Origin of the sequence: Actinoplanes oryzae (assembly GCF_030757795.1) — a bacterium.
Lineage (GTDB): Bacteria > Actinomycetota > Actinomycetes > Mycobacteriales > Micromonosporaceae > Actinoplanes.
In genome coordinates this window covers 1-15678 of sequence record NZ_JAUQWH010000193.1, presented here as the reverse complement: position 1 = coordinate 15678, position 15678 = coordinate 1, and the positions used below count along the sequence as shown (strand labels likewise).

The following is a 15678-nucleotide window of genomic DNA, read 5'->3' as shown; positions in this document are numbered from 1 at the left end:
TGGGCCGGCCCGCGGAGACGAGCTCGTCGATGTCGCCGTCGTAGTCGAGGATGTCCAGCAGGCCCTCGATGTAGTCCGCCGCGACCTCGCTCTGCGCGAACAGCTCCGAGTCGGAGGTCACGGTCTCGGACTTCTTCGTTTCCTCGCTACCGGACTCCGCGGGAGTGGCGGCAGCCGTCTCCTCGGCGCTGGGAGTGCTGGTGTCGGTCACGGTCTCATCTCCGTACTGTCGGGCCGGACCTGCTCGGTCCGCTGTTTCCCACCCCGGCGGGAACCATCGCCGGCGGCGGGGAGGTCTGTGTCGCCACCACCCTGATCAGGGTCGCGCGCGGTCCGGGCGAAAACGCCCGGACCGCCGCAGCGTCATCCCTTGGGTTTGTTGGCGGGGCGAGCGCCCTTCTTCGGGTTCACCGGCTTGGCACCCGGCTTCGGCGCGAGCGCCTTGGTGTCGACGACCGGGGTCGTGGCCTCGGGAGCGGCCTGCTTGCGGCCGAAGAGGCCACGGTTGGCCGGCTGCACCGGGTTCTTCGCGCCGTTCTTGCCGGCGGCGGGGGCGGTCCGGGCGGACGTCGAGCCGGTCTTCGCACCCGCGGTCTGCGGCGGCGGGAACTTGCGGAGCACCCACTGCTGCTGCGCCAGGCTGAAGGCGTTGTTCGTGACCCAGTAGATGACCACGCCGATGGGGAACAGCGTGCCGGAGACGAGCAGCGAGAGCGGGATGCCGTAGAGCATCAGGCGCTGGATCATCTTCTGCTGCGGGTCCTCGGCCCAGCCCGTCTTGAGGATCATCTGACGGCTGGTGAGGTAGGTCGTCGCCATCATCGTCAGGACCAGGATGGCCGCGATCACCTTGACGGCGGCGCCGTTGGTCGCGCCCAGGCGGGCCAGTTCCGCGCTCGAGGAGCCGAACTGGGCCGGCAGCGGGGCCCCGAACAGCGCCGCGTGGGTGGCGTCGTTGAACTTCTCGGCCGACCAGCCGTACAGGGTGGGCTGGCCGTTGTCCGGGCTCAGCCGGCGCAGGACGTGGAAGAGGCCGAGGAAGACGGGGATCTGCAGGAACATCGGAAGGCAGCCCATGAGCGGGTTGGCCTTCTCCGTCCGGTACAGCTCCATCATTTCCTTCTGGAGCGTCTCCCGGTCGCCCTTGTGCTTCTCCTGCAGCTCCTTGACCTTGGGCTGCAGCGCCTGCATGGCCCGCTGGGACTTGATCTGCTTGACGAAGACGGGGAAGAGGATGACGCGCAGCGTCACCACCAGGAAGACGATCGACAGGATCCAGGCCCAGTTGGTGCCGAGGACCCGGCCGTCGGAAACGCCGATGGCGTCCCAGAGGTCATGCCAGCGCAGGAGGATCCACGAAATGGCGTAGTAGATCCAGTCGAGACTCAACTTATGCTCCAGTCACATCGGCAGGACGGTGACGGATCGGGTCGGGCACGGGGTCGTACCCTCCGGGGTGGAAGGGGTGGCACCGCAGCAGCCGCCGGACCGTCAGGCCGGTTCCGTGGAGCGCGCCGTGCTTGGCGAGCGCCTCGACGGCGTACGCACTGCACGAGGGGTAGAACCGGCAGCGGGCCGGCAGTGCCGGGCTTATCCAACGACGGTACGCGACGACCGCCGCCGTCAGCAGACGGGCAAGGGGTGTCATCGTGGCCGCCGGGGTCTGCGTGCCGCGGCGAGGGCGGCATCGAGGTCAGTGCCGAGCGTCTCGAAGGACGCCTCGGCCGCCGAGGGCAGGGCGCGCACCACGACGGTGGCACCGGCCGGCAGCTCGTCCAGCCGGGGCCGGACCAGATGACGCAGGCGACGGCGGACCTTGTTGCGGACCACCGCGTTGCCCACCGCCTTGGACACGACAAAGCCGGCGCGTGCCTGGGAGGCTTGCGCCGGCTCGTCGAGAAGAAGATGAACCACCACCGTGCCGCGGCCGGCCCGGCGGCCACCACGGACCGCTGCGGCGAAGTCCGTGCTGCGCCGCAGTCGCTGCGCGGCGGCCAGCACGATCTACCTGGGCATCCGGCCCGCCGGCTGTCGGCTCAGGCCGACAGCTTGGCGCGGCCCTTGGAGCGACGGGTGGAGAGGATGGCGCGGCCGGCACGGGTGCGCATGCGCAGCCGGAAGCCGTGGGTCTTGGCGCGCCGGCGGTTGTTCGGCTGGTAGGTGCGCTTGCTCACGTCAGAACTCCGTCTTCGTACTCCGTCGCTCTGTTGCGACGGCCAGGGGGCATCAGCTGCAAGACGCCACTTTATCAGAACGCGGCGGAGCAACCGCTCGACCCTACGCAGGGCACCCGTGGTGGTCAACTATCCGACGGACGGCGCGCCGCGATGGGGTACCGTCCGTCACTCAGGCCGGGCCGGGCGCGTACGGAGTGAATCTTTTCGTGCCAGGTCTGCCCGGGGTGGGTACCGCCGGTTGATGAGGGGACTGCGACGCTGTTAGCGTGCCCGTTTGCTGGTCTTCAGCGCTGCCGCCGACAGCCGGGCACCACAGCCCCGCAGAACCGGACGAGGCGGTGAATCGTTCGGCACGGTGAGCCTGTTTTCCCGCGCCAGCACAGGCTCCGGGAAGTCTGCCGACCATCCGGCCGGGGAGCGACCAACGACAAGTGCACAGGTTGTGGATAACCTGTGGACAAGCCGGTGGAGCCGTGCACGTTCAGCACGTCCGACGTGCTGGGCTGGGGGGAAGCCGGCCCGTCGCCCAACTGGGTGAGGGCAGGCCTGAGGCGGGACGATCAAGGCCGTCCGGGGAACCGGTGGCGATGGGGGTGGCGCGGCGGTGGCCGACACGGTCGACCTGGGCGAGGTCTGGGCTGCGGCTACGGACGAGCTGGTGGACGAGATCGCGTCCGCCCAGCAGCGTGCGTACCTGCGCCTCACCCGCCTGCGCGCCATAGTGGAGGACACGGCGCTGCTGTCGGTCCCCGACACCTACACGCGCGATGTCATCGAGTCCCGGCTCCGCCTCGCGATCACCGAGGCCCTCTCGCGCCGGCTGGGCCGGCCGATCCAGGTCGCCGTCACAGTCCGGCCCCCGGAGGACGGATCCGGACGCCCCGGGACGGTCTACGGCACCCCTCCGCCCGAGCCCGCCGCGCAGCCGCCCGCCCACTATGCGGAGCCCCCGGCGCCGATGTATCCCGATCGTTATCCACAGCCCTCCGCGTACCAGGAGTATCCGGCGGCGGACGAGGGTCCGACCGGGTCGGCCCAGGTGCCGTACAGCCGGAATGTGCCGGCGGCCCGCGACGGCGGCCAGGAGGCCCTGTTCGCCGCGCCGCTGCCCATGGCGGAGCCGGCGATAAGCGCGTTCGCGGAGGAAAAGCCGGCGGAGGCGCCTCGCCAGCGCCCGCACTTCGCCGAGAACAACAGCGACGGTCACCGCATGGCGACCGAGCCCGCCCAGCTGCGCGACAACCAGCGCCGCCCGGACGAGCGCCCGGCGGAGGACACCCTCTCGATGCGCGGCGACAACGGCCCCGGCCGCTCGCCGCTCGCGGGCCCGTCGGTCAGCCCGCGCCCCGGCGGCAACGACGGCGGCAACCGGCTGAACCCGAAGTACATGTTCGAGACGTTCGTCATCGGCTCGTCCAACCGCTTCGCGCATGCTGCCGCTGTCGCGGTTGCCGAATCGCCCGCCAAGGCGTACAACCCGCTCTTCATCTACGGCAGCTCCGGGCTGGGCAAGACGCACCTGCTCCACGCGATCGGCCACTATGCGACCACGCTCGGCCACGCGCGCAGTGTGCGTTACGTCTCCACCGAGGAGTTCACCAACGACTTCATCAACAGCCTGCGCGACGACAAGACGCAGGCGTTCCAGCGGCGCTACCGCGACGTCGACATCCTGCTGATCGACGACATCCAGTTCCTGGAGAACAGGGAGCGCACGCAGGAGGAGTTCTTCCACACGTTCAACACCCTCCACAACGCCAACAAGCAGATCGTGATCAGCTCGGACCGCTCCCCGCGCCAGCTGGCCACGCTCGAGGACCGCATGCGGACCCGCTTCGAGTGGGGCCTGCTCGCGGACATCCAGCCGCCCGACCTCGAGACCCGCATCGCGATCCTGCAGAAGAAGGCCGCCCAGGAGCGCATGTTCGCCCCGGACGACGTCCTCGAGTTCATCGCCAGCCGCGTCTCCAACTCGATCCGCGAGCTCGAGGGCGCCCTCATCCGGGTCACCGCCTTCGCGAGCCTCACCCGCTCCCCGGTCCAGCTCAGCCTGGCCGAGGAGGTCCTCCGCGACTTCATGCCCGACGGCGCCGGCCCCGAGATCACCGCCGACCAGATCATGGCCTCGACCGCCGACTACTTCGGCGTCTCCCTGGAGGACCTCCGCGGCCACTCCCGCAGCCGGGTGCTGGTCAACGCCCGCCAGGTCGCGATGTACCTCTGCCGCGAGCTGACCGAGCTCTCCCTCCCGCGCATCGGCCAGGCCTTCGGCGGCCGCGACCACACCACCGTCATGCACGCGGACCGCAAGATCCGCCAGCACATGGCGGAGCGGCGCTCGCTCTACAACCAGATCGCCGAACTGACCAACCGCATCAAGCAGAACACCTAGCGCCACCTCCGCCGGACTGCTCACCACAACCCGCGGTCAGCTCACCCTCCACCGCGGCGCAGGCTCGCGACCTGCTCTTGTACGCCGCAGGGGCCCCCACAAGCAGCAGCCCCTGCACGCATCGTCAGACGGATGCCGTAGCCGCTCCAGGCCGTTGGCGACCATCCGGGCTGAGGCTGCCGGGTCGCCCGTAGCATCCGGACCCCGCACAGCCACGCCCGCAGACACCGAGTCGCCGCAGGGCCGAACCCAGCGCGCCACCGCACGCCCCGTCTCTCCCGGAGCCGCCACCGCACGCCCCCGCCGCCACCGCACGTCCTGTCTCTCCCGGCGGCGCCTCCACACACCGTCGCCCGCCTGACCACGCAGCAAGGCAACTCGCGCAGTCCCCGCCCGGGCACGGCGCCCAACAACCCGCCCTCAGCTGTGTGGAAAGCCGCACCCCTGCGCCCGGCTCCGAAGCTAGGAGCAAGCCGAGACCCGGGCGTGAACCGGCCGGAGCTTGGAAAATGAGCCGACCGGAGCTCGAGGCATCAGCCGACCGCAACCTGGGGATGAGCTGATCGAGTCTCGGGCGGCGCAGCTGGTGATCGCCGCCTACGACGCCGGGCGATGAGCCGTCCGAATCCGGGCGAGCTTCGCAGGAGCCGGCCGAGCTTCGCAGCAGCAGGGGTGCCTCGCCAGTGACCCGGCGGGAGGAGGCGCGTCTCGCCGGCTACCTGATGGAAGCGAGCGCGGCGGCCACGAAGGCACCGGCATGTGGAGAAACTCGTCGTCCAGCGTGACGACGCCGTCCGGGTCGAGGGACCTCGACGCCCGCACGAGACCCGACACCTGTGCACAACCCTCTGACCAGCGCCGACACGCCTATCCGCCGCGTTACCCACCGGTTATCCACAAGTCTGCCCACAAGCAGCGGCCGCCCACCGAGCCCGGCGCCGTCGCCCCCAGCCCCCGGGCCGCCCACGCCGACCCGGATTTGTCAACGTCGGGACGCAACCGTTTCGTGCCAACGTTATCCACACTAATCCACAGGCATCCACAGGCCCTGTCCCCAGACGGTGGACAACTTGACGGGACGCTACCCCCAGATGTGGACAACCCCTGGGGAAATCGATGTGGACAATCACGAAGGGTCACATTTTTTCCCACACCCTGTGGACGCCTGTGGATTTCCTGTTGAAGGTTCTGGGGACGACGAGTCTGTAGCGTCCCGGCGCCGTCCACAGACCTGGGTACAACCCCGGTGGATAAGCGGTGGATAACCGGTGGACAGCGGTGGACAACTTCGGTTGGTCACGTGACTGTGGATGCAGACAGGGGTTAATCCCCCGCTCGTCCACATGCCAACCACCGGTGGATAACTCTCTGACCTGCGCAAACGCGAGTTCTCCACAGTATGCACAGGGCCGATGATTACGACTGTTATCTCTCTCGGAAAATCTAAGTTCAATCATCAGCGTTGTGGGGGGTGTGGAGGAGCCGCCGACGGCTCGATCCACACCAGGTTCAGAGCCAAGAAGCACCGAGGCCGGGAGCACCCGGGCCCGAGGCATCAGGAGCCAGCCATCGGAAGGCAGCCACCAGATGCCAGACGGCAGGCACCCGACGCATGACGGGCACGAGGCACGACACACCAGACGCGTCGGGCACAAGGCACGAGGCACGACACACCAGACGCATGACGGACACCAGGCCCCAGGCACGAGAAGCAAGGCGTAAGAAGAGGAACCACGACGCACCGGGGAGACACAGAGAGGCATCGGGCCCGCAGCCCGACGCCTCCTGAGCCGACAGGCACACGGTGCCCCCAGACACCCCGGGGGGCGGGCGGACGCTGAGCCACCGCCCGCCATAGAGTTTCAGTGGCCGTATCTGCACAGCGGGTTCGACGAGGAAAGTGACGCGGAGGGCATGGCATGAAGTTCCGGGTGGAACGAGACGTACTCGCCGACGCCGTGGCGTGGACGGCCAAGAGCCTTCCCAGCCGCCCGTCGGTGCCTGTGCTGGCAGGCGTCATGCTGCGGGTGACGGACAGCACCCTGCAGGTGTCGGGCTTCGACTACGAGGTCTCCAGCCAGGTGACCGTGGACGTGCAGGCCGACGCCGACGGCGCCGCCCTGGTCTCCGGGCGGCTGCTCGCCGAGATCACCAAGGCGCTGCCGGCCAAGCCGGTGGACATCGCCGCGGTCGGCTCCCACCTCGAGCTGGTGTGCGGCAGCGCGCGGTTCACCCTTCCGGTGATGCCCGTCGAGGACTACCCGACGCTCCCGGAGATGCCCTCCAGCACCGGCACGGTCGACGCGCAGGCCTTCGCGTCCGCCGTGTCGCAGGTGGCGATCGCCGCGGGCCGCGACGAGACGCTGCCGATGCTGACCGGTGTTCGGGTGGAGCTCGACGGCACGACGATGACGATGCTCGCGACCGACCGCTACCGGCTGGCCATGCGCGAGATCGAGTGGAACCCGGGCGATGGCGAGATCAGCCTCAACGCGCTCATCCCGGCGAAGACGCTGAACGACACCGCCAAGGCGATGGGCCCGGTCGGCGGCGCCGTCACGCTGGCGCTGTCGCAGGGCAACGCCGGCGAGGGCATGGTCGGTTTCGCAGGTGGTGCACGCCGCACGACGAGCCGGCTCCTCGACGGGGCCAACTACCCGCCGGTGCGGTCGATCTTCCCGGCCAGCTCCAACTCGCAGGCCGTGGTGAGCGTCTCGGCGCTCGTCGAGGTGGTCCGGCGCGTGGCCCTGGTGGCCGAGCGGACCACGCCGGTGCTGCTGAGCTTCAGCGAGGACGGGCTGGTGGTCGAGGCCGGCGGCACCGAGGAGGCGCGGGCCAGCGAGGCCATGGAGGCCGCCTTCACCGGTGAGGCGCTGACGATCGGCTTCAACCCGCAGTACCTGATCGACGGTTTGCAGAACCTCGGGGCCCCGAGCGCCGTACTCTCTTTTGTCGACGCTTTCAAGCCTGCTGTGATCTCCCCCGCAGACGAGGACGGCCAAATCGTGCCCGGATATCGCTATCTGATCATGCCTATTCGGGTAACTCGCTGATACTGGGCCTGAAGAACACTCATCTAGGGGGAAACACCATGCAGCTCGGCCTCATCGGGCTCGGCCGGATGGGCGGCAACATGCGCGAACGTCTGCGCGCCGCCGGTCACGAGGTTGTCGGCTTCGACCACAACCCGGACATCTCCGACGCCACGAGCCTCGCCGACATGGTCGGGAAGCTTGCCGCGCCGCGCGTCGTCTGGACCATGGTCCCGGCCGGCAAGATCACTGAGGACACCATCAACGAGCTCGCCGACCTCCTCGAGGCCGGCGACGTGATCATCGACGGTGGCAACTCCAAGTTCACGGACGACAAGCCGCGTGCCGAGCGCCTGGCGGCCAAGGGCATCGGCTACATGGACTGCGGCGTCTCCGGCGGCGTCTGGGGCGCCCAGAACGGCTACGCCCTGATGGTCGGCGGCGAGGCCGACGACGTCGCGAAGGCGCAGCCGATCTTCGACGCGCTCAAGCCGGCCGGCGAGTTCGGCTTCGCGCACGCGGGCAGCGTCGGCTCCGGCCACTACGCCAAGATGATCCACAACGGCATCGAGTACGCGATGATGCAGGCGTACGCCGAGGGCTACGAGATCCTCAAGGCCGCCGAGTACGTCGACGACGTGCCCGCGGTCATCAAGAGCTGGCGCGAGGGCTCGGTCGTCAAGTCGTGGCTGCTCGACCTGTTCGACCGGGCGCTCGACGAGGACCCGGAGCTGGCGAACATCCGCGGCTACGCGGAGGACACCGGCGAGGGCCGCTGGACCGTCGACGAGGCCGTGCGCCTCGCCGTGCCGGCCAACGCCATCGCCGCGTCGCTGTTCGCGCGCTTCCAGTCGCGGCAGGACGACTCGCCGGCCATGAAGGCGATCGCCGCGCTGCGCAACCAGTTCGGCGGCCACGCCGTCAAGCGCTGATCCATGTACGTTCGCCGGGTCGAGCTCACCACCTTCCGTTCGTACGAGCGGGCCGTTGTTGATCTCGACCCCGGCGTCACCGTGCTGGTCGGCCAGAACGGCATGGGCAAGACGAACCTGATCGAAGCCCTGGGCTATGTGGCCACTCTGGACAGTCACCGGGTGGCCACCGACGCCCCGCTGGTCAAGGCCGGCGCGAGCTCGGCGGTGATCCGCTGCGCGATCGTCCACGACGGACGCGAGCTGCTCGTCGAGCTGGAGATCGTGCCGGGCAAGGCCAACCGGGCCCGGCTCAACCGCTCTCCCGTACGCCGCTCGCGCGAGATCCTCGGCGCCCTGCGCATGGTGCTCTTCGCGCCCGAGGATCTTGAACTGGTCCGCGGCGACCCGTCCGAGCGGCGCCGCTACCTCGACGATCTCCTCGTGGCCCGCCAGCCGCGCTATGCCGGGGTGCGCGCGGACTACGACCGGGTCGTGAAGCAACGCAACGCCCTGCTCCGGACGGCGTACCTGACCCGCAAGGTCGGCGGCACCCGCGGGCAGGACCTCTCCACGCTCGCGGTCTGGGACCAGCATCTGGCGCATCACGGCGCGGAGCTGCTGGCCGGCCGGATCGAGCTGGTCGCGGCGCTCGGCCCGCACCTGACCAAGGCGTACGACGCGGTGGCCGCCGGACGCGCGTCGGCCACCATCGCGTACGCGTCCCGGCTCGGCGACGGCCTGGCGCCGGACCGCCCGGCCCTCGAGGAGGCGCTGCTGGCGTCGCTGGCCGAGCGCCGCCAGAACGAGATCGAGCGCGGCGTCACCCTGGTCGGCCCGCATCGCGACGATCTCACCCTGGCGCTCGGCGACCTGCCGGCCAAGGGGTACGCGAGCCACGGCGAGTCCTGGTCGTTCGCGCTCGCGCTCCGCCTCGCCGCGTACGACCTCCTGCGCACCGATGGCATCGAGCCGGTCCTGGTCCTCGACGACGTGTTCGCCGAGCTCGACTCGGGGCGCCGCGAGCGCCTCGCCGCCCTGGTCGCGGACGCCGCCCAGTTGCTCGTGACCTGTGCCGTGCCCGAGGATGTCCCGGCGACCCTCCAGGGCGCCCGCTACGACGTCGGACCAGGAACGGTGACCCGTGTCTGAGGAGAGCCCCGAAAAGCCGTCAGCGGCGGCTTCAGCAGGCGCCGACGACCTTGCCGGGCCGGAGCTGGCCCGGGCGGTGCTGGATGCCGCCCTCGCGAAGCGCCGTCTCGCGCAGCAGCAGCCCCGGCGGCGTACCGGGGAAAGCGAGGGTGAGGGCAGGCGCCTGCGCGGCTATTCCGGGCCGGGCCCGGACCCGCGGGACCCGCAGCTCTTCGGCGCGATGCTCGAGCGGCTCATGAAGCAACGCGGCTGGCAGAAGCCCGCCGCGGAGGCGACCGTCTTCGGCGCCTGGGAGAAGGTCGTCGGCGAGGACATCGCCAAGCACAGCCGCCCGATCAAACTCGAGGACGGCGTGCTGACCGTCGAGGCGGAATCCACCGCATGGGCGACCCAGCTGCGCATGCTGACCGCCCGGCTGCTGAAGAGCATCGCGGCCGAGGTGGGCCACAACGTCGTCCAGCGGCTCAACATCCACGGCCCGTCGGCGCCCTCGTGGAGCCGCGGCCCCCGCCGGGTGCAGGGCAGGGGACCGCGCGACACCTACGGGTAGCCCTGCTCCTGTCTCCGCTTCTGTCAGCGAGGAGCGCATTGCCGCGTCGATGAGTTCTGGGCACTTTTTCGGCCGGCTTCGCGTGAGCGGGGCCGGCCGAAAAAGGGTCCTGAACTCATCGACCCCTGCGGCGCATGCGCGATCGAGCGCGAAAGCTCAGTAGTCCGCGAAGACCGCGTAGCCACGGTCGGCGCAGCGGCGGTAGAAGCCGGCCAGGATCGCCAGCTCGGTGCGGGCGAAGCTCCAGTGCGGGGGATTGCCCGCCTCGTCACGCAGGGAGTCGAGGCGCTGCTCCAGCCAGCGCAGCTGCTGCTCGGGGAGGCGCCCGGCGGCCACGGCGGCCCGCATCACGCCCGCCACGCTGTCGAAGGTGACCAGGTCCCCGTACGGCTGATGGCCCTCCACGAACCGCTCCAGGCCGCCGGCGATCCAGGCGCAGCCGTCCGGGTCGATGACCGGGTCCTCGTCCTCGGCCGCCGCGTCCGTGGCGTAGAGCACGCCCTCGAGGCCCAGGAGCAGGTCGACCAGCTCCGTGTACGCGGTCGCGCGCACCGTGCCCGTCTTGGCGATGTGCAGCGCGAGCGCCCCGGTCGGCGCGGCGATGTCCGGCGCGTCCGCGACGGCGCCGAAGTCGACGAACTCCGCCGGCGCGACCGGATCGTAGAACCGGTTGGTGCGCGGCCAGTGCACGGCCACGTTGTCCAGCCCCTTGTCGTGCGCCATGGGGCCCATCCTTCCTCGACCTGCCGGGTGCGTCGCCCGGCGGGAGGCCCCACGGTGCGGGGCGCGGGTGGCCCCGCCGGTCGCGGGACGTCCGGCCATGGCCCGGCCCGCGCGGGGCGAGGTTACGACACTGGCGCCCGCCGGTGCGAGGCAGCGTCCCGGCGGCGCGGGGTGTCGCAGCGCGTGTCGTCGGTGTCGCGGTGGGCGCTGCCGGACGTCACCGGCCGGAAGGTACGCCGTTGCGCAGCGGCCGCATTCCGTGTAGGGGGACTCGCGGGAATGGCCCTGCGGGGCGCTACGGCAATCTGAGGCGCCCGTACGAGGGTGCCGGGCCCTCAACAACTCGCCCGGACGGAGTAGAATCGACGGAGACCGGGAAAGTCTCCTGCGGGCCGGGTCGCTGTCTCCGGCGGCCCTTCGTCACGCTACGCGATTTTTCCAGCCGATCACGATCCGCGGGACGTCCGCGGCGACCGGCGCGCTCGGCTCCACCGGTGGTCCGCATCCTTCCCGCGGCTCGCTCGTGTGGTGTGCCGTGCCCACCGGCTGCCCGCGGCCGCGTCCCGCCAACCCCGTGGCCGGTCCCCGCGGGGACCGGTGCGAGAAAGTGGCCGAGGGTGGCAGAGAATCAGGAATACGGTGCCGGATCCATCACCGTGCTCGAAGGCCTCGAGGCGGTTCGCAAGCGTCCCGGTATGTACATCGGCTCCACCGGCGAGCGCGGCCTGCACCACCTGGTCTGGGAGGTTGTGGACAACGCCGTCGACGAGGCGCTCGCGGGCTTCTGCGACAACATCGACGTGGTCCTGCTGCCCGACGGTGGCGTCTCCGTCACCGACAACGGCCGCGGCTTCCCCGTCGACCTGCACCCCAAGCTGAAGAAGCCGGGTGTCGAGGTCGCGCTGACGGTGCTGCACGCCGGCGGCAAGTTCGACGGCAAGGCGTACGCGGTCTCCGGCGGTCTGCACGGCGTCGGCGTCTCCGTCGTGAACGCGCTCTCCACCCGCATGGCCGTCGAGATCCACAAGGACGGCTTCGTCTGGCGGCAGAAGTACGACGCCAGCAAGCCCGGCCCGCTGGACAAGGGCGAGACGACCACGACCACCGGGTCGACGGTGCAGTTCTGGCCGGACGCCACGATCTTCGAGACGGTCGAGTTCGACTACCAGACGATCTACCGCCGGCTGCAGGAGATGGCCTTCCTCAACAAGGGCCTGACCATCAACCTCACCGATCAGCGGCCCGAGGCCGCCGACGAGGAGGGCAAGCCCCGCGCGGTCACCTTCATGTACGAGAACGGCATCGCCGACTTCGTGCGCCACCTCAACAACACCAAGACCCCGGTGCACAAGTCCGTGATCGAGTTCGAGGCCGAGGCGCCCGAGGAGGGCATGGCCCTTGAGATCGCGATGCAGTGGAACGAGTCCTACGGCGAGTCGGTCTACACCTTCGCCAACAGGATCAACACCCACGAGGGCGGCACGCACGAAGAGGGCTTCCGCGCCGCGCTGACCAACACGATCAACCGGTACGGCGCCGAGAAGAAGTTCCTCAAGAGCGACGAGAAGCTCTCCGGCGAGGACATCCGCGAGGGGCTCGCCGCGATCATCTCGGTGACCCTGGCCAACCCGCAGTTCGAGGGTCAGACCAAGACGAAGCTCGGCAACACTGCGATGAAGAGCTTCGTGCAGAAGATCGCCAACGAGCAGATCGCGGACTGGTTCGACCGCAACCCGGCCGAGGCCAAGACGATCATCACCAAGGCGTCGCAGGCGGCCCGGGCCCGGATCGCCGCGCAGCAGGCCCGCAAGCTGGCCCGGCGCAAGTCGCTGCTGGAGTCGGGCTCGATGCCGGGCAAGCTGGCCGACTGCCAGTCCACCGACCCGCGCGAGTCGGAGCTGTTCATCGTCGAGGGCGACTCGGCCGGCGGCTCGGCCAAGCAGGGCCGCAACAGCCGGATCCAGGCGATCCTGCCGATCCGCGGCAAGATCCTCAACGTGGAGAAGGCCCGCATCGACCGGGTCCTGAAGAACAACGAGGTCCAGGCGCTGATCACGGCGGCCGGCACCGGCATCCACGACGACTTCGACATCGCCAAGCTGCGCTATCACAAGATCGTGCTGATGGCGGACGCCGACGTCGACGGCCAGCACATCCAGACGCTGCTGCTGACCCTGCTGTTCCGCTTCATGCGGCCGCTGGTCGAGCAGGGCCACGTCTACCTGGCCGCCCCGCCGCTCTACAAGATCAAGTGGAACAAGCGCGGCGACGACGCCCAGTACGCGTACTCCGACCGGGAGCGCGACGGCCTCATCGCGCTGCGCCAGCAGAAGAAGCCGAACGCCAAGCCGGACGACATCCAGCGGTTCAAGGGCCTCGGCGAGATGAACTTCCACGAGCTGTGGGACACGACGATGGACCCGGCGACCCGGACGCTGCGCCAGGTCACGCTCGACGACGCCGCGGTCGCGGACGAGCTGTTCAGCGTGCTGATGGGTGAGGACGTCGACGCTCGGCGCTCCTTCATCCAGCGCAACGCCAAGGACGTCCGCTTCCTGGACATCTGAGCCCGCGGGTGGCGGCGTCCACGACGCCGTCACCCAGGGTTATGCACAGCGAACAGGCACTTTCCACAGCGTTATCCACAGCTAAATGCGTGTTTCAAGCCCTAATGTCGGGTTTGACCGTGAGTAAGGGTTGACTGTGACGGATACTCCCGAGAACCCCGCCGAGGAGCCGCAGGACGCGACCGGCGGCGGCGTCGGCCAGCGCGTCGAGCCGGTCGGCCTCGAGGTCGAGATGCAGCGCTCGTACCTCGACTATGCGATGAGCGTCATCGTGGGCCGGGCGCTGCCCGACGTCCGCGACGGCCTCAAGCCGGTGCACCGCAAGATCCTCTTCGCGATGTACGACTCGGGCTTCCGCCCGGACCGCGGCTACGTCAAGTGCGCCCGCGTCGTCGGCGACGTGATGGGCAACTACCATCCGCACGGCGACTCGTCGATCTACGACGCGCTGGTGCGGATGGGGCAGCCCTGGTCGCTGCGCTACCCGCTGATCGACGGCAACGGCAACTTCGGCTCGCCGGGCAACGACCCGCCGGCCGCCATGCGCTACACCGAGTCGAAGCTCTCGCCGCTCGCCATGGAGATGCTGCGGGACATCGACGAGGACACCGTCGACATGCAGGACAACTACGACGGCCGGGCCAAGGAGCCCACGATCCTGCCGGCGCGGTTCCCCAACCTGCTCGTCAACGGCTCCGAGGGCATCGCGGTCGGCATGGCCACCAAGATCCCGCCGCACAACCTGCGCGAGATCGCCGCCGCCGTCCAGTGGTGCCTCGACAACCCGGAGGCGGACGAGGCCACCACGCTCGACGCGCTCATGGAGCTGGTCAAGGGCCCCGACTTCCCGACCAAGGGCCTGATCGTCGGGCAGTCGGCAATCAACGACGCGTACCGGACCGGCCGTGGTGCCATCCGCATGCGCGCCGTGGTCGAGATGGAGGAGGACGCCCGGGGCCGGCCGCAGCTCGTCGTCACCGAGCTGCCGTACCAGGTCAACCCGGACAACCTTGCCGAGCGCGTCGCCGAGCTGGTGAAGGAGGGCAAGCTCACCGGCATCGCCGACATCAAGGACGAGTCCTCCGGCCGTACGGGCATGCGGTTGATCATCGTCCTGAAGCGCGACGCGATCGCCAAGGTCGTGCTGAACAACCTCTACAAGCACACGCAGCTGCAGGAGACGTTCGGCGCCAACATGCTGGCGCTGGTCGACGGCGTGCCGCGCACGCTCAACCTCGCGCAGTTCATCCGCTACTACGTCGAGCACCAGATCGAGGTCATCCGCCGGCGGACCGCCTACCGCCTGCGCAAGGCCGAGGAGCGCGCGCACATCCTGCGCGGCCTGGTCAAGGCGCTCGACATGCTCGACGAGGTCATCGCCCTGATCCGGCGCTCGCCGACGGTCGAGGACTCGCGGCAGGGCCTGATGCAGCTGCTCGAGGTCGACGAGGTCCAGGCCAACGCGATCCTCGACATGCAGCTGCGGCGCCTCGCGGCCCTGGAGCGGCAGAAGATCATCGACGAGCTCGGCCGGATCGAGCTCGAGATCGCCGATCTCAAGGACATCCTCGCCAAGCCGGAGCGCCAGCGGGCGATCGTCTCCGAGGAGCTCGCGGAGATCGTCAGCCGCTTCGGGGACGACCGGAAGACGCAGATCATCCCGTTCGACGGCGAGGTCTCGATGGAGGACCTCATCGCCCGCGAGGACGTTGTGGTAACGATCACACGGACCGGGTACGCGAAGCGGACGAAGATCGATCTCTATCGCTCGCAGAAGCGCGGCGGCAAGGGCGTGAGCGGCGCCACCCTGCGCCAGGACGACATCGTCAGCCACTTCTTCGTGATCTCGACGCACTCGTGGATCCTGTTCTTCACGAACAAGGGGCGGGTCTACCGCGCGAAGGCCTACGAGCTGCCGGAGGCCATGCGCTCGGCCAAGGGCCAGCACGTCGCCAACCTGCTCGCCTTCCAGCCGGACGAGCACATCGCGCAGGTCATCCAGATCCCGAACTACGAGGTCGAGCCCTACCTTGTGCTCGCCACCAAGAATGGGCTCGTGAAGAAGACCCGCCTCACCGAGTTTGACTCCAACCGCAGTGGTGGCATCATCGCCATCAACCTGCGGGAGGATGACGAATTGGTGGGCGCCGCGCTGGCCGCTCCGGAGAACGACC

Annotated in this window: 12 protein-coding genes and 1 pseudogene; 7 read left to right on the top strand and 6 right to left on the bottom strand. The window is 69.4% G+C overall.

The genetic code is table 11. From position 1 onward, the window contains the following. The 5 genes and pseudogenes from RBH18_RS37920 to rpmH form a co-directional block, all read right to left on the bottom strand. Positions 1-211, bottom strand: a pseudogene (locus RBH18_RS37920) (single-stranded DNA-binding protein); the annotation flags it as partial. A gap of 152 nt (positions 212-363) precedes the next feature. Beyond that, the gene (gene yidC, locus RBH18_RS37915; protein WP_306215332.1) at positions 364-1389 is read right to left on the bottom strand and encodes a membrane protein insertase YidC; all 1026 of its coding nucleotides are present in this window, start codon (positions 1387-1389) and stop codon (positions 364-366) included. 1 nt (position 1390) lies between these two features. Further along, the gene (gene yidD, locus RBH18_RS37910) at positions 1391-1648 is read right to left on the bottom strand and encodes a membrane protein insertion efficiency factor YidD (protein WP_306215331.1); all 258 of its coding nucleotides are present in this window, start codon (positions 1646-1648) and stop codon (positions 1391-1393) included. Further along, positions 1645-2001 carry a ribonuclease P protein component gene (gene rnpA, locus RBH18_RS37905; RefSeq protein ID WP_306215330.1) on the bottom strand — a complete coding sequence of 119 codons (357 nt, stop codon included), beginning with the start codon at positions 1999-2001 and terminating at the stop codon, positions 1645-1647. Before rnpA ends, yidD begins: the two co-directional genes overlap by 4 nt. A 35-nt stretch (positions 2002-2036) precedes the next feature. Next, complete coding sequence (gene rpmH / locus RBH18_RS37900; protein WP_305788484.1) at positions 2037-2174, bottom strand: 50S ribosomal protein L34; 138 nt, start codon at positions 2172-2174, stop codon at positions 2037-2039. Positions 2175-2781: 607 nt separating this feature from the next. Here rpmH and dnaA point away from each other — a divergent pair. The 5 genes from dnaA to RBH18_RS37875 all read left to right on the top strand — a co-directional run bounded on the left by dnaA (position 2782) and on the right by RBH18_RS37875 (position 10214). Continuing rightward, positions 2782-4569: a chromosomal replication initiator protein DnaA gene (gene dnaA, locus RBH18_RS37895; RefSeq protein ID WP_306215329.1), complete on the top strand. Its 1788-nt coding sequence runs from the start codon at positions 2782-2784 to the stop codon at positions 4567-4569. 1919 nt (positions 4570-6488) lie between these two features. After that, a complete protein-coding gene (gene dnaN / locus RBH18_RS37890; protein ID WP_305788486.1) occupies positions 6489-7622 on the top strand; it encodes a DNA polymerase III subunit beta in 1134 nt (377 codons plus the stop codon). A 38-nt stretch (positions 7623-7660) separates the two neighbouring features. Beyond that, a complete protein-coding gene (gnd, locus tag RBH18_RS37885) occupies positions 7661-8533 on the top strand; it encodes a phosphogluconate dehydrogenase (NAD(+)-dependent, decarboxylating) (RefSeq protein WP_306215328.1) in 873 nt (290 codons plus the stop codon). Between the two features lie 3 nt (positions 8534-8536). Continuing rightward, on the top strand, positions 8537-9664 hold the full coding sequence (recF, locus tag RBH18_RS37880; RefSeq protein WP_306215327.1) for a DNA replication/repair protein RecF: 1128 nt from the start codon (positions 8537-8539) through the stop codon (positions 9662-9664). Next, positions 9657-10214, top strand: a complete 558-nt coding sequence (locus tag RBH18_RS37875) for a DciA family protein (protein ID WP_306215326.1) — start codon at positions 9657-9659, stop codon at positions 10212-10214. The genes recF and RBH18_RS37875 overlap by 8 nt, the downstream gene beginning before the upstream one ends. A gap of 156 nt (positions 10215-10370) precedes the next feature. Here RBH18_RS37875 and RBH18_RS37870 read toward each other — a convergent pair whose 3' ends face one another. Beyond that, positions 10371-10937 carry a hypothetical protein gene (locus RBH18_RS37870; protein ID WP_306215325.1) on the bottom strand — a complete coding sequence of 189 codons (567 nt, stop codon included), beginning with the start codon at positions 10935-10937 and terminating at the stop codon, positions 10371-10373. 617 nt (positions 10938-11554) lie between these two features. Between RBH18_RS37870 and gyrB the strand changes: the two genes are divergently transcribed. Together gyrB and gyrA are read left to right on the top strand one after the other, a co-directional pair. Then, on the top strand, positions 11555-13504 hold the full coding sequence (gyrB, locus tag RBH18_RS37865) for a DNA topoisomerase (ATP-hydrolyzing) subunit B (RefSeq protein ID WP_306215324.1): 1950 nt from the start codon (positions 11555-11557) through the stop codon (positions 13502-13504). A 136-nt stretch (positions 13505-13640) separates the two neighbouring features. Next, on the top strand, positions 13641-15678 hold a 2038-nt coding region (gene gyrA / locus RBH18_RS37860; protein ID WP_306215323.1), incomplete at its 3' end, for a DNA gyrase subunit A.